This window comes from Novosphingobium sp. fls2-241-R2A-195 (genome assembly GCF_030209485.1).
In the GTDB taxonomy this organism is placed as follows: Bacteria; Pseudomonadota; Alphaproteobacteria; order Sphingomonadales; family Sphingomonadaceae; genus Novosphingobium; species Novosphingobium resinovorum.
Window position 1 is genome coordinate 108,993 of record NZ_JARVRY010000032.1, and the last position, 21,268, is coordinate 130,260.

A 21,268-nucleotide genomic window follows, 5' to 3' on the forward strand; every position below is an offset into this window, starting at 1 on the left:
TTCAGGGTTTCTTTTTCTTCTTCTCGGCCCAGGGGGGATCGAGCAGGTCGATCGAGAGCCCGCGCACCGAGGTGCCCCGGATCTCGTCTTCCTGCTGCCAGCGGTCCCACTGGTTCGGGTTTTGTCGGTACTGGTAGGATTCGTAAGCACTGGAGATCGAGCGGCGGGCCAGCCAGTCGCCGATGTCCGCGCCGAACACGCCGCTCCAGAACGGTAGCAGTCCGCGATAGAGAGACTCTGCCGCGGCGGCGTCCCGCAAGTCCACTGACTGCCCGCGCAGCGCCGCGGAACGTGCAAGGGCGGTCCAGTCCACACCCTCGCCGCGCCATGGGAAGAGGCTCTCGTTACTCAGTGGCGGCACCAGCGTGGCATCGAAGCGTGGCGCGTAATCCGAGGGTAGCAGGCTCGCCTCGAAGCGCGGCGCGAAGCGGGGATCGAGGAGGGGGGCGGACGCCTCCGGCTCGCTCCCGGCAGGCGGCGGTGCGACATCCGGACGCCCCCCGACAAGCGGGCTCGGATCGAGCTGCAGGCGAAAATCGCCGAGCAGGCCGATGCTGGAAAGCTCCGGCGCATCGCGCAGGCGGATGCCGACTCGCCGGTTCTCTTCCACGGGGCCGAAGTCCTGCACTTCGCCCTGCGCGTGGACGTCGAGCAGCGAACCGCGCGGCAGCAGCGGTTCGATCGCCCGACGCACGGCGACGCCGCGATGGGCGGACAAGTTGGCGTTGTAGGCGTCGTCGCCCTCCAGTGAAGCGTAGCCGTAGACGTCCACCCACAACCTGCGGCTGCGCCCGCGCATCAGGCCCTCGATCGTGGCGACGTCGCCGGGGTCGAGGTCGGCGCTGTCGCGCTCGAACAGGACGTGGCCGGTCTCCGGCATTACGCCTTCGCCGCGCTCGAACGCATCGCGCGGGGGCGCCGAGCCGATGCCGCGCGGGCGGGGCGGATCGTCGTGGAGCGCGATCGGCGGCGCGGCTCCGGTACGGGCCTGCGCGACGTGGGCGAGTTCGTGAAGCAGTACCGGCTCGCCCGCTCCGGCACCCAGCACGACCTCGTCCCCCAGAGCGAAGGCATTGGCGCCCAGCACGTGCGTGCGCTCCCGTGCCTCGGCCCCGGTGTGGAGGCGTACTCCGGCCAGGTCGATGCCCAGCTGTGCCTCGGCCTGTCGCCGCACCGTGCCCGGCAGCAGGGAGCCGCCGCTGCGGGGGAGCAGTCCGGCCTCGTCCCGGGCCGCCCGGCGAGATGCGGGCAGCCCGCCGAGCAGCCCCGGTGCGGCCAGCCCGCGCACGGCGGTATCGTGCGCGCGGTTCTCCAGCGTGGGGCGTGCCGCTTCAGGAGAAGCGCGGGGGGAGGGCGCGTTCATGGACGGTCCTCCCGGGGCCTGCCGTTCGCGTCGAGGCTCCGGAATTCCCCGGCGGTGTCGAGTGCGGGAGCCCCTGCGCGGCGCGGGGCGGGTGTCTCTGGCACCGGGCAGACCTGATCCGGATTGAGCGTGACGATCAGATTGGTGACGCTCGCCTCGGACAAAGTTCCTTCGGCCGTACGCGGGGTCAGCCCGGCAAAGCCGATCTCGGCATCGGCGATACGGCCGATGTGCACCGCGCCGGTGCGAACGTCACGCGATCCGCGTCCGCGCGTCGGGAAGCGCAAGTCGAGCGCGCTGAGATCGAAATGATCGAGCCGTACCGCCAGTGCGCCGGGGCGCTCGGGATTGGTGATGCCCTGACGGCGGAGGCTCGGGTAGGCGTTGAAGATCGGATCGAGCGGTTGCAGCGCCCCCGTGACCGTGAGGCCCCCGAGCGCGTGCGGCGCGAGTGTCGCCGTCCCTATCGATCCCAGCGAGACGGTGAGATCCGAACCGTTGTCCAGCCCCAGCGCGAGCGCCAGCCGGTCGATCCTGAGCGGCGCGGCGTAGTCCGTGCCGCCAGAGTCCGAGGATGCCGACGGTGCGCGGGGAGAGCGTGCGCGCAGCAGGGTTTCCAGGTCGATCCGGCCCGCCTCCGCCTCGCGCAGGTGATTGCCTTCGAGGTTCCATTCGAAGAAGTCGTGATAGATCGGGATCGGCTCCGGCGTGGGCCCCATGCCTTCGGGATCGCCCGGCGGGTAGAAGTGGAAGCCGGCCCCGATGAAAAGCGTCGATCCTTCGAGGTGGAAGTCCACCAGGGCATCGGCGAGGTTGGGGATCTGGCCCTCGAGGTCGGCGTAATTGATCGAACCGTTGGTGATCGGAACGTTCACCCCGAAGGTGTAGTCCAGCGAAGGGATGCCCAGCGCCCCGTCGATCCCGTAGGCGCCGGCGAGCGTGAAGCTGCCGTTGACGTGGCTGAACAGCTCGTGGTTCGCGGCGAGCCATGCCGCGCCCGCATCTGCCGCCAGATAGCGCGAGGCTGTTGCCCCGCTGCCGCTTCCCCCGCCTGACGGGATCGGATCGATGCGGAACCACGCGTCGGTGATCGTCGCCGAGGGAATCTCGATGACGCGGCGGCCCTGGTTGTTGCCGCCGAGATCCACCGCGACTTGCGGGGACTCGATGCGGCGGATGTCGAGGTGGATGCCCGCACCCTCGTCGTCGTAGCGCAGGCCGCGTGCGTTGAGGCCGGCGAGGGTGACGTGGCCGCCTTCCGCCGCGTTGTAGGACAGTCGATCGCCGCCGATGCCGGTGCCTTCGCCGAACATGTCGTGCCGGGTGCCGCCCGCTCCCCGGCGTACGCGGATGCGCTGGTCGGGATCGCCCATCACGTAGCCGACGATCTGGGTGGCGGACCAGTTGAGGAGGTCGATGCTCATCGGCCCGTCGCCCGCGAGGTTCGCCTGAAGCACGTCGGCATCGAAGGCCATGCGGGCATTGAGCGAGCCGACCAGCTGCGCCTGCAGCCGCTCGGTGTGAAGTGCTTCGGCGCGCACGATCCCGGTGATCGCGGTGCCTCCGGTGGAGGGCACGATCTCCAGCGGCTCGTTGGTGGCGGGATCGGCAGGGCGGCCGACAAGGACAGGGCCGACCGTGAAGGGCTCGCTCTCCGGCAGGTCCAGCCAGAGGTCGAGGCTCGCAAGGTGAATACGCATCCCCGAGGCGGCCACCTGGCCAAGGCGCAGTTCGTCGATGACGATGCGTTCGTAGGGCGTGCCTGCAGCCGCCGCTGCCGCGGGCGTGGGATGCAGGTGCACCGAGAGCCGCGCGGTGATGTCGCTGACCGTGATCTCGCTGGTGTCGGGGGCGAGGATCTGCATCGACGGTCCCGAAAGCTCCAGCTGGGAGAGGTTCAGGCTGTCCAGATGCAGCGGCGCGCTGCCGTTCGCGCCGATCGAGACGACGTTGCCGGAATAGCGGATCAGCCCGGTGTCGAAGTTGCGGAACCCATAGCCGAGATCGACACCCGGCCCGGTGCCGTCTCCATAGTGGACCGTGCCCGCGCCCGAGATTCCCGTAGCCCGTCCCTCGATCGCACCGCCGGGATCGAAGGCGAAGTCGATCCTTCCCGCGTTCAGCATGCCGCTCGCGCGCAATTGTTCGCCGTAGCGCACGAGGAAGTCGGTCTCCACCGAGCCGATCGAGCCGCGCGCCCTTGCTGCACCGGCGGTCGGCCCGATGGTGGTCGCCGCGCCGCCGAGGCCGATCAGCAGGTTGTGGACGTTGATGTCGGACAGCGTCGCCGCCTCTCCCGGCACGAAGCGCCCGCCCGGTGCGGCCTCGGGCAGTTCCAGGTGCAGCGAACCGGCATCGACGACGATCCGCGCGGCGCTGATGCGGTCGACATGGAGGCTGTCGATCGCGAATTCGCTGCGCTCGTCCGCCAGCGAGGAATAGCGGCCGGAGAAGCGCACGCCGGTGGCCACCGTCGGGCCGTCGGCGCGGATCGTGGTGCCGTCGGCGGTGTGCCAGCGGATGCGGCTGAAGGTCAGGCTGTCGAGCCGCAGCGCATTGATCCGCGTGTCGCCGCCCGCCAGGACGACCTGCCCGGACACGTCGCCGCGCGTGATATGCATGCCCCCGCCGCTGCGCCCGTCCGCGCCGCGATAGGTGACGTCGGTGTCGGAGGCGACGAGGGCATCGAGGGCGACGGTCATCGTTCCGTCGCTGGCCATGTCGACGCTGACCGCGCGGGGCGCTCGCTCGGCCCCTTCCGGCCGATCGAGCTGGCCGTCGGCCTCCAGCATCCGGCCCATCGCGAAACGGAAGCGCATCTGGTCGAACCCGGCGACCTCGATGGCGCCGGACATCCGCGTCTCCTCGCCGCCGAGGTCGATGTCGAACCCTCGCAGGGCCAGCCCGAGCAGGGCGCCGGAGGTGATCTCGACCCGGTACGAACTGCTGCCGGCAACCAGTTTCTCGTAGCCGAGGCCGCTGCCTTCGATCCGGCCGATGCGGAAGGTCTCGATGTGGATGTTGCGGAAATCGATGCCGCCGTTCTCTCCGGTGCGGCGGCGCAGCAGGATGTCGGCGGTGATGTCGCGCGCGGTGCTCAGGCCATCCGCCCAGATGTGATGGGTGCCGTTGTTGTAGTCGAAGGCCTGCAAGTCGAGCTGGCGCACCACGAGCCCCTCGACATGCAGCCCATCGGTAGCCACCCGCAACCCGGCGCTGACACCCGAGAGGGTGAGGGCCTGTCCCTCGCGCTCGGTGATGCCAGCGCCGTGGATGCCGCGCACCGCCACGGAACTGGCCCCGATCCGCGCGGAAAACGCTTCGCCGCCGCCTGCCGAGATGGTCGGTCCGGTCACGGTAACTTCGCGCACGCGGATGTCGAGCAGTTCGCCCAGCTGGCGCGACACTTCCAGCAGTTCGCGTTGGTCCTGCGGCGAGCGGGCCAGTCCTTCCGGCACGCCGATGCCGAGCGAACGGCTCCGCAGTTCCTCGTAGCGACCGACCAGCGGGCGCAGGCGCAGCAGGTGCTCGCGCTCGGCGGGCAGAGGAGGCGGATCGGCGCGCAACTGCGCCTCGATCGCGGCGAGCGTGGGGATCGTCGCGGGCAGGGCGAGGTCGCGCAGGGTGAAGTCGTCGGCGCTCACGCTCGGCCCGCTCGCCGCTGTGCCGAGGCGTGCGGGCGAAGGGGGACCGGCGCTGACGAAGCGGCGGATCGCCTCCTCGCTGGTCATCTGGCGGAAGGCCAGCGCGGCGGTGTCGCCGCCGCCGCGTATGCCGGTCAGTTCCGCATGGCCAAGGCGGACCGGGCCGTCCACGCCGTCGACGCTGACCCGCGCAATGGCGATGGACAGGCCGCCGACACCGCCCACGCCCGTCTCGGCCTGCAAGGTGTCGAGCCGTGCCTGCTCGGCGGGGCTCAGGCGATGCCCTGCCTGCAGCCGCGCCATGAGGCCCAGCATTTCCGCCTCCAGCGGCTCCAGTGCGGCGAGCCGGGGCCGCAACTCCTCGCGATCGGCGACCAGCCCAGCGACCTGTTCAGGAGCGGCGGCGCGCGCCCGTTCGATCCGCGCGTCGAGGACGAAGATCTGCGCGCGCAGCGCCGCCGCGCGGTTGCCGCCTGCCGCCGCCGTGAAGCCCTCGACCGAGAGGCTGGCGACGCGCAGGTCGCCCATGTGCAGGCCCTGCGCGTCGATGCGCCCGACCGAGATGGTCGCGGTGCCCAGCGAGGTGTTCGCCGCCGCCCGCTCGGTCAGCGCGTCGCGGTTGAGCGCTAGGTCCCACAACAGGCCGAGCACATGGCCCAGGACCGGGGAATCGGGCAGCGGTGCGGTCTGGAAACTGGCGCTGGCATCGACTCCGGCGATGCCGAGGTGGCGCAGGCCGGTCGGTTCGGCGTCCCCCGCGCGGGTGTGGACGATCTCGTCGAGCGAGACGTCGTCCACATGAAAGCGCCCGGCACGCGGCGCCCGCAAGTCCTCTGGCGCGAAGGTGATCGCGAAATCGAGGTCGGTGAGCGAGACCGCCCCCGCGCGCAGCGTCGATCCGGTCGAGACGGAGGCGAACCGGGTGAGCGCGATCCGGCTGGCCCGCACGCGCATGAAACCGGCGGGCTCGTTGATCTCGATATCGACGACGTTGGGCTGGGCGAGCGCCGCCTCGCGGTTGTCCGAGCCGATGGAAATCCGCTCGCCCGGCGACCGCGCCAGCACCGCGCCGGTGTAGAGCGGAGCCCCGGCGTTGCCCTCCAGCTGTTCGAGGTCGACGGTCACCCTGAGCCCGGTGGTCTCGGCATACGTCGCGGGTTCCCCGGTGAAGGGGTCGGTGCCGTGGACAGGGCGGGTGTACTCCTCCAGTTCGTAGGCGCCGGTGCCGAACAGCATCGCCAGCAGGTGGCGGCTGCTCCGTGCGGCGCTGACCGTGTGCGGGCGCGGGAACGTGCGCCCCACGCGCGGGTCGTAGAGCGCGAAACGTTCGACCAGCGGCCCAAGCGGCTCGCGCGTCCAGGCCCGTTGGCGGTGCGACTGCTCGAAGATCCAGTCGAAGTCGCCCGCCGCGATCCCCATCTGGACCAGCAGCGCCAGATCGGCAGGGTTCGTCCCGTCCCATGCCGCCGGGTCGGCCAGCTGGCGGCGCAGCGGGGTTTCCCCGCGCTCGTCAGGGCGGGTGAAGGCGAACGACAGCCCTGCCTCGTGGAGCATCGACTGCGACAGTGCCCCGGCGATCCGGGCGGCATAGGCGCCGCGATCCTCAAGCTCGAAGGCGCGGCGCTGGTCCTCGGGCAGGGCGCGCAGGATGTGGAAGGCGAACAGCGCCTCCTCGAACGTCACCTCATCGATGGTAATGATCCACAGGAAGGTGCTGACGTGGAGCAGCCGCCGCAGGTCCTCGCGATTGAACGCCGGATCGCGGGCGCCGAGGACAGTGGCGAGATCGTTCCAGTAGCGTCGGTCCTGTTTTACCCCGTCGGAGAGGGCGGAGAACAGGCGGCGCATCAGGCCCAGGACGTCAAGCCTTCGCACGACGGCCTGTAGGACGGACAAGCCGGGCGCCGGGCGCGTGGAGGCGGGCGCGGTTCCTTCCGGCGGCGCGTGGGCAGGAGCCGGCACGGCGAGCGCGGCCAGTCGCACGAACAGGCGATAGGCCGCCTCGGCGCTGTCGTCGAAGGCGCGGGCGGCGGCGATCAGTTCGGCCTGTCCTTCCAGCAGCGCGCCCGCCTCTCCGGTGAGGTCGGACAGGGAACCGTCTTCGCCGCGAACCACGATAAGCCCGGCCATGGCGGCTTCGGCGCGCAGGTCGTCCGGCAATTCCTCGATCAGCCGCAGGTAGAGGCGGCCCTCGTCGAGCGACTGGAAGCGCGCCTGCTCGGCGGGCGGCATCGCGCGCAGCATGTCCCAGGCGAGCGAGGCCTCCCAGTCCCGCACTGCCCAGTCGAAGAAGCTGCGGCTCAGCAGGGTACGCATCCGGGCCATGGTCCTGTCCGGCCGCCGGGTGCGGACGAGCATCGCGAAGCCGCGCGCTTCGGGCGTCTCCCCCCGGCGGTCGACGGGTTCGAGCGCGCCGATCCAGCGATCGACGATGCCTGCGCCGTCGAGCCGGGCGATGACGCTCTGCAGGCTGCTTTCCGGCAAGGGGGGCAGGGCGGCGTCCGGTGCAGGTGTCGGTGCGCCCGAGAAGCGCGGGTCCGGCACCGCGAGTGCGGGGTTTTCAGCCAGCAGCCGAAGCGCCTCACGGGCGTCCTCGCGGCTGGCGTCGGTGAGCATGATGGAGAGGGTGCGGCGCAAGTCCTCTTCGCGCCGGGTGAGGTCGGGCGCGGCCGCGCGCCTTGCCGCTTCGGTGCGAGCGGCGCGGCGGCTGGCCTCGTTGCGGTCGTATTCGGGCAGTGCGGTGGTGCGCAGGGCGCGCAGGTCCGCGCCGTTGTCGCCGCTTTCGAGGCGGGTGAGCTGGCCGATCGGCACGCGGCGCAGCGTGGTGACAGCGGCGTGATGTTCGGCCGGACTGAGCGAGCCGGGGTCGAGCCGCATCGCCCGGAAGATGCGATGGCCGTTGTCGGCGCGGTCCAGCATGTCCGTGGTGAACGATTCCGCTGCGGCCAGAACCTCGCGCCGATGGCTGCGCGCATGATCATCGCCAAGGCCGTTCGCGAGCGCGGCGAGCGGCCCGGTGCCCAGCTGCGCCGCCAGCACCCGCGCCGTCTCGAAAGGCAGCGGCGCGAGCAGGTCCAGCACGCGGGTCACGGCATCGGCGGACGGGGTTTCCTGCGCGAGCAGGCGAACCATGTCCTCGCGCTCGTCCCGGTAATTGGCCTCGACAACGTCTTCCAGACTGCGTGCGGGTGGCGGCTCGGCCCCGTCGAAATGCAGCGCGCCGCCGGTCGCCGCACGCGGGCGCGGCGCCATGCCTCCGCCGAGCAGGGTTGCGGCCAGGCGCTCGGCCTCGCGCTCGGCGGCAAGCGGCGACGGCGGTGTCGCGGAATGCAGGCGGCCTTGCGCGACATGGACAAGTTCGTGCGCCAGCGTCAGGCGGCTCGCCTCGGATGCCGGATCGTAGCCGCGCAGCCACACCACGTTTCCCCGCGCCGCGCCCCGCGCCCCGGCATCGGCCAGCAGGCGGTCGCCCTCGCGATCGAGCCGGAGATCGACCTCGCTCGCCGCAAGGCCGAGAGCCGGGGCGAGGCAGGCGAGCGCGCCTTGCGCGGCCTCGCGCGGCGCGCTCACGCTCTCGGTCGAGGAAGGGGCGGCGCGTTCGCTCATGGCGCGCGGCCTTGGCCCGCGATCCCCGCATGGACGCGGGCGGCGGCGGCGCGGCCGATGTCCTCGGGGCGGGGCCGGGCGGGAAGACGCTGCGGCGCTGCGGCGCGTGACAGGCCGCGCTGGCCGACGAGACGCTGAAGCTCGGAGGAGAAGGCCGCCCCGGCGCGCCCTGCCTCATCGGCGTCGAGGCCGTGGAAGACCAACTGGCCGACCTCGATCGCCACGCGGCTCACAGCCAGCCTCCCAGTTCGGCCGAAGTGACCGGCCGCTCCAGCTTGCGGCATTCGAGCACGGCGGCTTCGTGCAGGTGGCGCATCTCCACGGCGTCCCTTTGCGCAGCGGCGAGGAACGCGGCGTTGACGGCGATGCTGCGGATGTTGCCGGGCGCGACGTTGAGGCGCGCGAGGCGGTCGAAGTCCAGCCCTTCGGTCGGCGTGGCTTGCGGGAAGGCGCGTTCCCAGACGGTCCGGCGCAGCGCTTCGTCGGGGAAGGGGAAGGCCACCACGAAGCGCAGGCGGCGGAAGAACGCGGCATCCAGCGATTCGCGCTGGTTGGTGGTGAGGATGGCGAGGCCGGTGTAGCTCTCCATGCGCTGCAGGAGGTAGCTGACTTCGATGTTGGCGTAGCGGTCGTGCGCGCTGCCGACTTCGCTGCGTTTGCCGAACAGCGCGTCGGCCTCGTCGAACAGCAGCACCGCGCCGCTGCCCTCAGCGGCGGCGAAGACGCGGGAGAGGTTCTTCTCGGTCTCGCCGATGTACTTGCTGACGACGCCCGCCAGATCGACGCGAACCACGTCGGTGCCGAGGTCGGCGGCGATGACTTCGGCGGCCATCGTCTTGCCGGTGCCGCTGGAGCCCGCGAACAGCGCCGCGATGCCGAGGCCGCGCCCGCCGTGCGCGGCGAAGCCCCAGTCCTCGTGGACGTGGCGGCGGTGCCGCACTTGCGCGGCGATGGCGTGCAGCGCGGTCTTGAGTTCTGCGGGAACGATGAGGTCGTCCCACGTGGCGACGGGGTGGATGACTTCGGCGATGGCGGCGATACGCGCCTGTGCATGGGCGCGGGCCTCGCGGTGGAGCAGGTCGCGCGCGGCTTCGCGGTCCAGCCCTTCGGCCAGCGGGCCGAGGCGCGCGATGGCGGTCGGGCCGATGGCGAACTGGCTGGCCAAGGCTTCGCTCGCGCCGTTGAGCCTGGCGGCCTGAGCCTGCCCCAGCGCCCGCGTCCAGAGGGCATGGCGCTCGGGCGCTTCAGGCACTTGCAGTGTCGCGGAGACAAAGGGGCGGCGGCATGGCAGCGCCCCCGCGCCGCCGCTGACGATGATGCAATCGTCTAGTCGATCGACGAGATCGGCGGCGAGCGCCGCCTGTTCGGGGGCGATGTCTTCGGGCAGCTCGATCAGCAGCGCGAGGCCGCCCAGCAGCGCCTCTCGCCGCCACAGGGCTGCGAAACCGTGGCGCTCGGCGGGAGTGGGCGGCAGGTTCGCCGCGCCGAGAACATGGAGGCGGCGCCCCAGCCGGGTTGCCGCGGTCTGGGCGATGAGCCGGGCATCGGCGGGTTCGCCGTGGTGCAGCCGGATCGCGGGAGTCTCGCCGCCCGCGCGCATCGTCCACCAGCGTTCGACCAGCCGGTCCGCCTGGGCGCGGCCGGAGGGGCCGATTTCCGCGCCCGCCGCCACCGGGCGGACGAGCGGGGCGAGGCGTTCGTCAAGCGCGTCCTCTCCCAGCAGCGCGAGGAGGATGCGTTCGTCGATCAGGAGTTCGGAGAGGGTCGGTCGGTCGGGATCGGCGAGGCGCAGGCACCGCAAGGCGCGCAGCGGGGCGTCGGGGCGCAGCGCCGACCATGCCGCCTCCGGCAGTACCGCCATGGCGAGGGCGGCGGTGATGCGGCCTTGCGGGTCGCCGGTCACGGCGGCACAGAGCGACACAGAGCGTGCACTCAAGTGTGGCATGGCGGCCAGCAGCAGGCAGTCACGCGCGAATGGGGTGAGGCCGAGGCGCTCTGCTATGCGCCGGGCCGGTCCGCCGGAGCGGGCAGCCTCCTGCGCGGTCTGCAATGCCGCTTCGGCGGCGGCGATGTCCTCGCTCGTACCGCCCGATCGCGCGGCGGCGAGTGCGAGGAGGGCTTCGATCACGGCGATCTCGCCGGCGAGAGACGGCTCGCTCATATCGTCACCAGCGGGGTGGCGAAGCGGCCGTCGCCGCCGGGGGTGAGCAGGCTTTCGGCGCCGTCGATGCGCAGGCGCACGAGGTAGTCGCCGCGCGCGATGGCGCGGTAGGGGATCGCGATCTGCGCGGCCTCGTCCACGCTTTCGGCGAGGCCGTTGGCGGCGGGAGCGGCGATGGCATAGCCGCGTGGAGGCCGCGAGGCGGGAGCGCCGCGTTCGTTGAGCAGCACTTCGACCCGCTGGTCGCGGCCGATGGCACGGGCGGCTGTGACCGTCAGGGTGCCGTCGGCGTAAACGATGCTGTCGATGGTCCGCGTCGCGGAATTGGCGGCGGAGACGGTGTTCACCACCGGGCGCAGGATCAGCGCGGCGGCGTTGGAGAACACGCCTTCGTGCGCGGTGGCCGGATCGCCCATTTGGCGCGGGTGGATGACGGTGACGCTCTGCACTCCGGCGCGCGGGCGAGGGGCGGCGGCGAGGTCCACGTTCAGGACATGGGCGCGCGAATCGGAGGCGGGCGCGCGGTCGGTGGCGCCGATGCGGACCACGGTGCCGCTGGCGGCGAGCAGGCGCAGGCCGGCGATCGCCAGCGTGTCCTCGGTGGTTACTGCCGGGCTCGGATCATCGGCGAGGCCGACCCGCGCGATCTCGGGCAGCGCCAGCGTCTCGCCGAAGACGGCGCGGGCAGTGGTGGGCAGGGCGGTGCGGCCCTTCGCGCGCGGATCGATGAGCACGACGCTCGCTTCGTAGGCGACGGTGGTGCGGTAATGCGCCTGGAATGCCGACCAGATCCGCGACATGTCCTCCAGCGCGACGGCGGTGGGGGTCAGCTTGACCAGTTCGATCTGGTCGGCGAGGCCGCAGTTCTCCAGCGCCGTGGCGAGCGGGCTCGCCGCCGTGGGCACCAGTGCGCGGCGCACCGCCTCGCGCGTCAGCACTGCGTTCTCGCCGAGGATGCGCAAGGTGTGGCCGAGCAGGACTTCGGCGACGAACATCTCCGCCGCGAAGGTCGTGACGAGGTAGTGCAGCGTGAACGCCAGCGGCGGTGCGGAGACGAGGTCGCCGCCGCTGTCGCGCCCAGGCAGCCCGAGATTGCGCCAGGCCGCGTTGGGCGTGACCTGATGGAGATAGAGGTTCACCCGCGTCGGCTCGGGCTGGCCGGGCTTGGCGACGAGGTCGGGCGGCCCGGCACTGACGCCGATGGTGCCGACCGCGTCGCCTGCCTTGTCGAGCGCAAGGCCCTCCACCACGAGCTGGCGCAGCACGGCGGTGACCGCGGCGATGGCGAAAGGCGTGCTCATCGTGCGCGCTCCCCGCCCGAAAGGAACTCGGCGAGCGAGGGGCCGGGCGATGGCGCAGGCGAGGCAGGCTGGCGCCGTGCGGGCGGCGGAACGGGGGGTGGGGGCGCCGTGTGGACGTCTATGCGCTCGATCCGGATGATGACCGGCGGCTCGCCTCGGGGCGTCGAAACGGAGCGTTGGCGAGGTTGCGGAGCGGCGGGCGTGGGCCGGGGTATCGCATGCACGAGCGGCCGAGGAGCGGGTTCGGCGGTGCGCGGCGGGGGTGCCTGAACGTCCGGGTCGGGCGGTGTGCCGGCGGGCGCGTGGACTTCGACGTGGCGTACGATCTCCTGCAGCACCGTGCGTTCGGAGGTCTGGAGGTTTGGGGAGGGCGAGTTGGGCACGAGGCAGGGAACCGGGCGGTCAGGCGCTTGGGCCGGGGGTGGCGTGAGCGCAGGCGTATGGCCGGGATCGGCAGGGGGCTGCGGTATCGCAGGACGTTCGCCACTCGGTATCGCCGTCTGGATTGGCGGTACGGCCTGAGAACGGAAGCGCGGTTCCGGATTCTCAGCGGACGTAAGCACTTGCGTGACCTGCACCACCGAACCCTGCCGGATTGTCGGCGCGGCGGCGGGGGCCGTGGTGCCTTGGCGCGGCGCCGTGCTTTCCCTTTGGGCGGAGGGCGCGTCCATGACCGTGCGCGGTATAGGGTGCACGCTCCCGGCGATCGGCTGCGCCGGTTCCTCGAAGGCCGTATCTTCGCCGCCGCCCTCGTAAAGCGTGCGCGGGCGCGGGGAGAGCAGCGCCACGCGGCCCGAGGCTCGGGCGGCGAGGGTGGCGAGATAGCGGCTCACGCTGCCAGCTCCAGATAGGCCGCGCGGCGCTGCGGGGTCATCGCCAGGATGTCCGCCTCCCGCCAGCCGTAGGCACGGGCGAGCGCGGCGACTTCCGCCAGCAGCCGCCGCGCCTCGGCGGCGACCGAACGGGCGAGGTGATGCGCGGGATCGTGCAGCGCCGGAATGCTCGCGCCGCAATGGGGGCAGGCGACGAGCAGTGTGATCGCCGCCAGCGGATCGGCGGCTTCCAGCGCATCCTCGATCGCAGCGACGGCCTCGGGCGGGAGGTTCGCGGGATCGGCGGGCGCACCATCGCGGGTGCAGAGCGTCACCACGCGGGCGAGGAGGGCGCGCTCGGCCGCTTCGGGCACCTCCATCGCCAGCGCCGCCATGTCGCGGCTGTCGGCGGGGCGGGCCTCGATCCGCCATGCGCCGGACGTTATCGCGATCGGCGCGACCTCCTCCGGCGCCATCGCCAGCAGGCTGTCGGCATCGAGGGTGACTTCCGCCGTCTCGCCGCACTCTGCGCAGGGCACGGTCGCCTCGATGGCCGGGCCGAACAGCCGCCGCTGGTGCGCGATCAGCTTCCCGTCACGCGCGCCGACGGGAAGCCGCGCAAGGGCATCATCCTGCACGCCACTGGGCTCGGCAGCCCGGAGCAGGGCAAGCGGGCTCGTGCCCGCCTCCCATAGGGCGAGCAGTCCCTTGGCCGGGTTCGTGGACATGGCCTTACTGCGGTTCGACGAAGCTCGGTTCGGAAGGCTCGGTTACCGCGTAGTCGCGCTCCCAGCCTTCGTTCTCGATCTTGATGTGCTGGATGGCCACCGCGTTGGCGTTGGCGTCGAGGTCGGGCATCGACTGGAACTCGCTGATCCAGCAGCGGAACAGGCGATAGACGATCGCCGGTTGCCCTGCCTCGTTGTAGAGTTCGATGGTGATGTCCTTGCGGAAGTCGGCGAGCGAGACTTCGGCGCCGAGGGCGGAACCGAAGTTCCAGACCTTGTTGGCCCACCGCTCGAACTCGACGTCGTGGGTGACGCCCCGTTCGAGGGTGACGGCCTCGAACTCGCTGCGGCCGGGGGACTTGCGGCTGGAGGAGGGGTCGCCCCCCTCGCGATGCTTGACCACCTCGGTCGTGCGCTTGAGCGCGCTGACCTTGCTGACGCCCGCGACATAGCGGCCGTCCCACTTCACCCGGAACTTGAAGTTCTTGTACGGGTCGAAGCGCTGGGCGTTGACGTTGAACTGGGCCATCGGGCAACTCCTCCCTTGCCGATTACGAAGCGGCCTGACCGGCCAGCTGCTGGATGCGGATCATGACGAATTCCGCGGGCTTGAGCGGCGCGAACCCGACCAGGATGTTGACGATGCCCCGGTCGATGTCGGCCTGCGTGGTCGTCTCCTTGTCGCACTTGACGAGGTAGGCGTCGCGCGGGGTCTGGCCCTGGAACGCGCCCTGCCGGAACAGGCCGTGCATGTAGGTGGTGAGGTTCAGCCGGATCTGCGCCCAGAGCGGTTCGTCGTTGGGTTCGAAGACGACCCACTGGGTGCCCCGGAACAGGCTTTCCTCGATCATCAGGGCAAGGCGCCGGACGGGTACGTACTTCCACTGGCTTGCCTCCACGTCGGAGCCGACGCGGGTGCGCGTCCCCCACGAGAGCGTGCCGTAGACCGGCAGCGCGCGGATGCAGTTGAGGCCCAGCGGGTTGAGCAGCCCGTTCTCGGAATCGGACAGCTTGTAGACGAGCCCGCGCACCCCGCGCAGCTGCGCATCGGTTCCGGCGGGGGCCTTCCACACGCCGCGCTCGGCGTCGGTGCGGGCATAGAGCCCGGCGATCGCGCCGGACGGGCCGAAGGTGCGCAGCTGGAAGTCGTTCAGCGGATCGGCCATGCGGACGCGCGGGAAATACGTGGCCGCGTTGGCGCCCTTGACGGTGAGGCCCGAGGAAATCCACTCGAACGCGCGGTCGACGGTGTTCACGGTCGGCGGCGGGTCGATCAGCAGGAAGGCGCGGCGCTTGGTGCAATAGTCGAGCGCGGCCTGATAGATGGCGTTCGGGTCCAGCCCGGTATCGAGCGCATTGGGATCGCCGGGGCTGGCGCGGGTGGCGTCGGGCAGGACGAGGATGTTGAAGATGTCCGCCTTTTCCAGCGCATGGATGCCGGTGAAGGCGGACGGACTGCCGATCACGTCGGCGCTCTGCGGCAGCTGGGTGCCGTCGGCGCCGGGGACGGGGTTGCGCTGGGCGGCTTCGGCCGTGCCGGTGCCGAGGCGGTAGCGACCGACGTTGAAGTTCGCCGCAGGCAGCTTGAGCATCGCCAGGGCACCCGCCGGGGCGCTGTCCGCCAGGGAAAGCGTGGTGTCCACGGCGGCGGGGAGCAAGGCCGGGTCGAACATCGGGGCGATGCGCAAGGCCTTGCCCGATCCGGTGACGCCGACGGCGACGGCCGCGCCGGGCAGTGCGGCAGCCAGCGCCTCGTTGAAGCGCCGCTCCAGCAGCCGGGCGAGGGCGACGACCGAGGTGGGCAGTGTCTCGGCCTGCTTGATCAGCGTGACTTCGAGCGCGGTGATGGGGCCGCTGGGCCGGTTGGCGGTGACCCGGACCTTGTACGCCTTGTCGTTGGCGAGGCCGGTGATCCCGGTGGAGGTGACGGTGAAGTCGGTGCCGACGATCCCGCTCTCGGCCGGGCGCGCGCCGGGGCTCGCGGCGGGGACTTTCGCCGTGGCGAGGCGCGAGCCGTTGGCCGGGTCGTTGAGCACCGCCTCCACGAAGCGGGGCGAGGCGGTCGATACGCTGAGGTCGCCCCAGCGCTCGACGGCGCCGCTGCCGAGATCGGTCAGGGTGAGGTTGAAGTTGCTGGCCGATGCCCCGTCGTAATCGACGTCGGCGACGATCCCGTTGCCCCAGTCGCCCTTGCTGGTCGCGGTGAGGGTGAAGCTGACCTTGGCGGCGTTGGCGACGCCTTCCTTGAGGTTGACCTGCGCGGCGACCCCGTCGCTCTTGGGCACGCGCACGACGATCGCCTGTCCGCCGCCGTTCTGGAAGAACTGCTGGACCGAATAGCTCAGCTCGCTGTTGGCGGCGAGGCCGCCGAATTCGCGCTCGTAGTCGGCGTAGCTGAAGATCGTCGTCGCCCGGTTGTCGAGCCCGCGCGCGGTATAGCCGACGAAGGCGGCGATCGCGGTGGGTACGCCGGCCAGCGGACGCACGCCGCTGCCCAGTTCCTCGACGTAGACGCCGGGATAGGTCGGTACGATAGGCATGAGGCCCCTCCTCCCCCTTGTCCGCAGATGCGGATGGTGGATCGATGTTGATGGGAAATCGACCTTGAATGATTATCGCTACGTATAGCTGCTTGGCGACCGGATCTGCTTGCGGCGACTCAATAGCACCGGGGGAAGTTCGGGGCACATGACGATCTATGTTAGAGTATGTTTGTCGGCGTGCGGCGAAATGACTTATTACGTGGATCAACTGATATTGGTTAACATCATGTAGTATTGCTTCTACTTGATTGGATTGTCTTTCTCTGAATTTCGACTGTCGTTGCGGGTTTTGCATGCGGTAAAGCGTGGCGCTTTGCCGCGTCACTCCGCGCAGGATTGAGTCGCTGCGCTTGCCATGACGATGCAGCGGCAGGTCACCCGCTCCCTGCCCGTCGGCGCCACCGTTCAGAACAACTCATAGGTCGCGGCGACCAACTCGATTGTCCCGTGCGGCTTCGGTCCGCAGGTCATCCCGGCAATCTGAGGAGTCGATCCGTGCATCTCGCCCTGTTCCTTTCGCTTTCGGGCTCACATCTTGCCGGCTGGCGCCATCCGCTGGCCGAGCATGGCGATCCCTTCGACGTCGCCAACTACGCGCGGATCGCGCAGGCGGCGGAACAGGCGAAGCTCGACATGGTGTTCGTGGCCGACAAGCTGTCGATCGACGACATCTACGGCAGTTCGTTCGAGGCCGCCGTCAGGCTGCGGCCCGCGATCCACGTCGAGCCGCTGACCCTGCTTTCGGCACTGGCCATGACGACGGACCGGATCGGGCTGGGGGCGACGATCTCGACCAGCTATTCCGAGCCTTATCACGCTGCGCGCATGTTCGCGTCGATCGACCACTTCAGCAAGGGGCGCGCGGCCTGGAACGCGGTCACCTCCGTCAATGACGGCGAGGCGCGCAACTTCAGTCGGGCGGAGCATCTGGGGCACGCCGAGCGCTACGAACGCGCCGCCGAGTTCATCGACGTCGTGCGCCTGCTGTGGGACACATGGCAGGAAGACGCGATCACCGCCGACAAGGCGAGCGCGCGCTATGCCGATCCGTCGCGGATCCACTACGCCGATCATCGCGGCACGTGGTTCCAGGTCAAAGGGCCGCTCGGCGCGGTGCGGCCGCCGCAGGGGCATCCGGTGCTGATCCAGGCCGGTGTCTCCGGGGCGTTCCAGTCTCTGGCCGCGCGCAATGCCGAAGTGATCTTCCCGGTGCAGTCGACGCTGGCCAAGGCGCAGGCGTTCTACGCCGACTTCAAGGCCCAGGTCGTGGCCGCCGGCCGGTCTCCCGATGCGGTCAAGGTGCTGCCGGGGGTGGTTCCGATCATCGCGGATACCGACGAGGACGCGTTCGAACTCGAAGCCCAACTCGACGCGCTGATCCATCCCGAGGCAGGGCTCAGCTTTATGTCGGGGAGCATGAACTACGACTTGTCCGTCCACCCGGCCGATGCGCCGGTGCCCGATATCCGCGATCGCATACGCGGCAGCAAGGGCCGCTTCGAAGTCGTGCTCAAGAGCGCGATGGAGCAGGGCATGACGCTGGGCGATCTCGGTAGAAGCTATGCCAAGGGCCTCGCCTTCGCGAAGTTCGTCGGCTCGCCCGCGACGGTGGCGGACAGGATGGAGCAATGGGTCCGCGAGAAGGGCGCCGACGGCTTCGTCGTCATGCCGCCCTACATGCCGGGAGGGGCGGAGCGGTTCCTTTCAGGCGTCGTGCCGGAACTGCAGCGGCGCGGGCTGTTTCGCAGCGAGTACGCGGGTACGACCCTCCGGGACCACCTCGGACTGGAGCATCCCGGCAACCGCTTCGATCTGGGCGAGGACATGCTGGCCGCGCAGTGACGTAGCCGCGCACCCGGGGTTTCAGCGCCGCGGTGCCGGTCCGGGGCTCTCTCGAGTGGCTGTCCGGCAGCGAATCGCCATGTCGAAAGAGCCGGTCACCCGGAGGCGGCGCCATGCTGCTTTCGGGTGTCGCACGTGGTTCGTAACGACGAGATGAGGCGGATCGCATGTTCTCCAGAGACCGGAGCATTACACGAGTGCCGATCTTCCAAGTCATTATTCGATTGCCCTAATTGCTTCGGGAATACAGGATTTGCCTGTTTCTCGGAGAAATCTCTTTGATGGCCGATAAGGGCAAGGCTATATTGCGGACCCGGAGTAATTGACCATGCGGAAGGTCCGGCCGACGCTTTTTCGTACAGTAGCGCAGATTTCGTGCTGCATTGCAGAAAGGGCGTAGACGACGCCGCCATCCCGTATTACCATGTTTGAAATAAGTATTACTGACATGGGTGGTCAAATATTACGAGGGCAGGCGCATGGACGGGGTTCGCGTAGGTAAGAGATTGATCGGAACACAGGCACCAGTCACTGTCGGCTGGGAGAATATCGGCAGGGTCGAAGGCGGTCCGGTGAAGCAGTTCGTCTTCACCTGGTTCCAGCCAACGGTGCTCTTCGCGCTGATCGCGTTCTGGTACTACGCCCCCAATTCCATCGCCAAGGCATCGACAGCGATCGGCATCGGCATCGGTTTCCGTCTGTTTCTCCTCGGCCTCGAATGGGCCTTCCCGCGCTACGAAAGCTGGAACCTCACGTGGAAGGAACTGGCGACCGACCTGTTCTACGTCGGCCTCGGCTATACGATCCTGCGCATCGTCGACGGCTACATCGGCGACGGCGTGATGATCGAGGCGATCCAGGGCGCGTTCCACTGGGACAAGTTCGCCTGGTTTACCGGGCTGCCGCTGCTGCTGCAGGCTTTCCTGATCTCGTTCATCTTCGATTTCGGGCAGTACTGGATGCATCGCGGGATGCACAACTGGTATCCGCTGTGGCTGCCGCACTCGGTGCACCACTACATCACCCAGTTGAACATCAACAAGGGCGCGGTCGGCAACCCGGTGGAGCTGTTCCTGATCGGGCTGGGTGTCGGCGGGTTCTTCGACTTCCTGCCGCGCGCGTTCCTGCTGGCCGGGGCGATCGGCATGGCGGTCGGCAGCTACCAGCACATCAACGTGCGCTTCAATTCGCCCCGCTGGTGGCGCTTCCTGTTCCACACGACCGAGCATCACAGCCTCCACCACTCGCAGGACTTCGAGGCGAGCCGCAGCAACTTCACCAACACCTACATCTTCATCGACCGCATCTTCGGCACGTGCGTCGATGGCGAGGCGGAGCTGCTGGGCATGGAAGGCGGCCGCCGCATGGGCATCCGTGAGCAGATGACCTTCCCCTTCACCGAAGGCTGGAAGGCCCTGAAGGAGCGCTTCGGCGGCACCCGCGCCACTGCGGTTCCGGCCGAGTGACCGCCCGCTTCGGGCGCGGCTCTCCTCCCATGCAAATGCAGTCCACGGACTTGGGCGGCCCTTGTGGCCGTGCCGAAAGGGATACCATGAACGCGCGTTTCATCGACTGGATCTGGCATGTCAGGGGCAGCCTGCCGCTCGCGCCCGGACAGTCACGCGAGGATGCCTTCGACCGCCTCACACCCCTGTTCTTCGAGAGCGGCACCAGCCACGAGCGCGGCGGCGACACCCTGACCTTCACCAAGCGCGATCAGGCCGCGCAGGACAGGATGTCGGTCTTCGACGGCGGCACGCTCCGGATCGAGAACGGCGCGGGCGGGTCGGTACTGCGCTGGCACATGACCAGCCGGGCCTTGCTGTTCTGCTTCCTGGCGCCGCTGCTGTTCCTCGCCTTCGGGCAATTGACGATCGCGCTCGGCAAGCTGGAAAAGCCCGCAGCCGAAGCCTCGGAAAAGAAAGACGAGAAAAAGGACAAGGCCGCGCCGGCGATGAACCCGATCGACAAGTTCCTCGGCGCACCGGCTCCGGAAAAGCCCAAGAAGGACAGCAAGGACAAGAAGGAAGAGAAGAAGGACGACAAGCACTCGCCCACTTCCGCCTATGTCTTCGCCGGTATCTTCGCCGCGCTCTACGTCGGTGGGCGAGTTCTCGAGGACCGGAAGATCAAGGCGCTGATCCGCAGGAAGCTTTCGGGACTCTAGCGTGTTGTTCTCGCCGTACCGCGCCATGGATTGCTTCGCCGGGTGATCTCGGTCAGGGGTACGTCGAAGCGGGAAGAGGCGTACAGGAATGGCGGAAGCAGGCGAGAACAGGAGCAGGGCGGCGATGGACCCGCGTGCCCTGCTGACCTTCCGCGCGGTCTGCGATACCGGATCGATAAGCGCTGCCGCCCGGGCGCTCAACCTCTCGCAGCCCTCGGTGTCGAATACGATCTCGCTGCTGGAGCGCAAGTTGGGCGTCGTGTTGTTCGAGCGCGGGCGCGGCGGCATCGTGCTGACGGCGGAAGGCGAAGTGCTCCAGCGCCGGGCCGAGGCCATGGCGACGCTGCTGGGCGATGCCGTGACCGAGATCGAGCACGCCCGGCAGGGCATCGCCGGACCCTTGCGCATCGGCGGCACGCCGGGCGCCCTGCTCACTCTTCTGCCCGGCGCGATCATGCGGGTGGAGGAGGCGATCGGCGACTTTGCGCTCAGCGCCATCGAGCGGCCCGACGAGGAACTGCTGGAGATGGTGCGCAAAGGGGCGATCGAACTGGCCTTCGTGACGACCGGTATCGAAAGCGTTCCGGCCGACATGAAGGAAGTCACGTGCGCCAGCGACCCGTTCGTCCTGATCGTCGGCCCCAGGCATGAGAAGCTGCCGGGCCGCGTGTCGCTGCGCGAGGTCGAGAGCTACCCCTGGGTGCTGCCCGAGGCGCGCGGCGCGTTCCGGCGGCAGGTCGACGCGCTGTTCATCGCCGCGGGGGTGGCGGTGCCGCGCACGACGATCCGCTGCGACTCCCTTCTCACCACGCGGGCCATCGTAAGGGAGAGCGACCGGGTGACGGTACTGCCGCGAACCGTGGCGCTCGACGGCGTCACCGATGACAGCATCCGGGCCGTGATGATCGAGGAAGCCGTGCGTGAACGCAGCGTCGGCGTGCTATGGCTAGCCAGTCGTCCGCTGTCTCGTCCGGCGCAGGCGATGATGGACGCGCTTCGGCAGGTTCCATAGTTTCAGACTATAGCATCGCAAAAAATCATTATTTTACTTTGTGGGTCTGCGCAGCTTAACAATCCAGCGATAACGATGATCGCAGGAGA

At 69.5% G+C, this 21,268-nt stretch carries 13 protein-coding genes; 4 read left to right on the plus strand and 9 right to left on the minus strand.

Going from position 1 to position 21,268, the window contains the following annotated elements; genetic code table 11:
- Position 1: 1 nt before the first annotated feature.
- Genes QRN25_RS23115 through QRN25_RS23155 form a run of 9 tightly spaced genes read right to left on the minus strand, consistent with a single transcriptional unit; the run spans position 2 to position 16,155 of the window.
- The gene (locus QRN25_RS23115; RefSeq protein WP_285021666.1) at positions 2-1,363 is read right to left on the minus strand and encodes an eCIS core domain-containing protein; all 1,362 of its coding nucleotides are present in this window, start codon (positions 1,361-1,363) and stop codon (positions 2-4) included.
- The gene (locus QRN25_RS23120) at positions 1,360-8,613 is read right to left on the minus strand and encodes an eCIS core domain-containing protein (protein WP_285021667.1); all 7,254 of its coding nucleotides are present in this window, start codon (positions 8,611-8,613) and stop codon (positions 1,360-1,362) included. The genes QRN25_RS23115 and QRN25_RS23120 overlap by 4 nt, the downstream gene beginning before the upstream one ends.
- Positions 8,610-8,846: a hypothetical protein gene (locus QRN25_RS23125; protein ID WP_285021668.1), complete on the minus strand. Its 237-nt coding sequence runs from the start codon at positions 8,844-8,846 to the stop codon at positions 8,610-8,612. Before QRN25_RS23125 ends, QRN25_RS23120 begins: the two co-directional genes overlap by 4 nt.
- Positions 8,843-10,774 carry an AAA family ATPase gene (locus QRN25_RS23130; RefSeq protein WP_285021670.1) on the minus strand — a complete coding sequence of 644 codons (1,932 nt, stop codon included), beginning with the start codon at positions 10,772-10,774 and terminating at the stop codon, positions 8,843-8,845. The genes QRN25_RS23125 and QRN25_RS23130 overlap by 4 nt, the downstream gene beginning before the upstream one ends.
- Positions 10,771-12,075 (minus strand): Pvc16 family protein, encoded by a 1,305-nt coding sequence (locus QRN25_RS23135; RefSeq protein WP_285021671.1) that lies wholly within the window; start codon positions 12,073-12,075, stop codon positions 10,771-10,773. Before QRN25_RS23135 ends, QRN25_RS23130 begins: the two co-directional genes overlap by 4 nt.
- Positions 12,072-12,908 (minus strand): hypothetical protein, encoded by an 837-nt coding sequence (locus QRN25_RS23140; RefSeq protein WP_285021672.1) that lies wholly within the window; start codon positions 12,906-12,908, stop codon positions 12,072-12,074. Before QRN25_RS23140 ends, QRN25_RS23135 begins: the two co-directional genes overlap by 4 nt.
- Positions 12,905-13,615, minus strand: a complete 711-nt coding sequence (locus QRN25_RS23145; protein ID WP_285021673.1) for a hypothetical protein — start codon at positions 13,613-13,615, stop codon at positions 12,905-12,907. Before QRN25_RS23145 ends, QRN25_RS23140 begins: the two co-directional genes overlap by 4 nt.
- A 4-nt stretch (positions 13,616-13,619) precedes the next feature.
- Positions 13,620-14,144, minus strand: a complete 525-nt coding sequence (locus tag QRN25_RS23150) for a phage tail protein (RefSeq protein ID WP_008831688.1) — start codon at positions 14,142-14,144, stop codon at positions 13,620-13,622.
- A gap of 22 nt (positions 14,145-14,166) precedes the next feature.
- Positions 14,167-16,155, minus strand: coding sequence for a phage tail sheath family protein (locus QRN25_RS23155; RefSeq protein ID WP_285021675.1), 1,989 nt, complete (start codon positions 16,153-16,155; stop codon positions 14,167-14,169).
- 498 nt (positions 16,156-16,653) lie between these two features.
- On the opposite strand from QRN25_RS23155, the gene QRN25_RS23160 reads away from it, so the two are divergent.
- The 4 genes from QRN25_RS23160 to QRN25_RS23175 all read left to right on the plus strand — a co-directional run bounded on the left by QRN25_RS23160 (position 16,654) and on the right by QRN25_RS23175 (position 21,179).
- On the plus strand, positions 16,654-18,000 hold the full coding sequence (locus QRN25_RS23160; RefSeq protein ID WP_008831686.1) for an LLM class flavin-dependent oxidoreductase: 1,347 nt from the start codon (positions 16,654-16,656) through the stop codon (positions 17,998-18,000).
- A gap of 479 nt (positions 18,001-18,479) precedes the next feature.
- Positions 18,480-19,466 (plus strand): sterol desaturase family protein, encoded by a 987-nt coding sequence (locus QRN25_RS23165; RefSeq protein ID WP_271184463.1) that lies wholly within the window; start codon positions 18,480-18,482, stop codon positions 19,464-19,466.
- An 86-nt stretch (positions 19,467-19,552) separates the two neighbouring features.
- On the plus strand, positions 19,553-20,167 hold the full coding sequence (locus tag QRN25_RS23170) for a hypothetical protein (RefSeq protein ID WP_285021677.1): 615 nt from the start codon (positions 19,553-19,555) through the stop codon (positions 20,165-20,167).
- Between the two features lie 124 nt (positions 20,168-20,291).
- Entirely contained in the window at positions 20,292-21,179 is an 888-nt protein-coding gene (locus tag QRN25_RS23175) for a LysR family transcriptional regulator (RefSeq protein WP_285021679.1), read from the plus strand.
- The last annotated feature ends 89 nt before the right edge of the window (positions 21,180-21,268 follow it).

Coding starts and splice junctions, on each gene's coding strand:
- QRN25_RS23170 (WP_285021677.1), top strand. CDS start 19,553: ATGAACGCGCGTTTCATCGACTGGATCTGGCATGTCAGGGGCAGCCTG.
- QRN25_RS23165 (WP_271184463.1), top strand. CDS start 18,480: ATGGACGGGGTTCGCGTAGGTAAGAGATTGATCGGAACACAGGCACCA.
- QRN25_RS23135 (WP_285021671.1), bottom strand. CDS start 12,075: ATGAGCACGCCTTTCGCCATCGCCGCGGTCACCGCCGTGCTGCGCCAG.
- QRN25_RS23155 (WP_285021675.1), bottom strand. CDS start 16,155: ATGCCTATCGTACCGACCTATCCCGGCGTCTACGTCGAGGAACTGGGC.
- QRN25_RS23115 (WP_285021666.1), bottom strand. CDS start 1,363: ATGAACGCGCCCTCCCCCCGCGCTTCTCCTGAAGCGGCACGCCCCACG.
- QRN25_RS23130 (WP_285021670.1), bottom strand. CDS start 10,774: ATGAGCGAGCCGTCTCTCGCCGGCGAGATCGCCGTGATCGAAGCCCTC.
- QRN25_RS23145 (WP_285021673.1), bottom strand. CDS start 13,615: ATGTCCACGAACCCGGCCAAGGGACTGCTCGCCCTATGGGAGGCGGGC.
- QRN25_RS23120 (WP_285021667.1), bottom strand. CDS start 8,613: ATGAGCGAACGCGCCGCCCCTTCCTCGACCGAGAGCGTGAGCGCGCCG.
- QRN25_RS23175 (WP_285021679.1), top strand. CDS start 20,292: ATGGACCCGCGTGCCCTGCTGACCTTCCGCGCGGTCTGCGATACCGGA.
- QRN25_RS23150 (WP_008831688.1), bottom strand. CDS start 14,144: ATGGCCCAGTTCAACGTCAACGCCCAGCGCTTCGACCCGTACAAGAAC.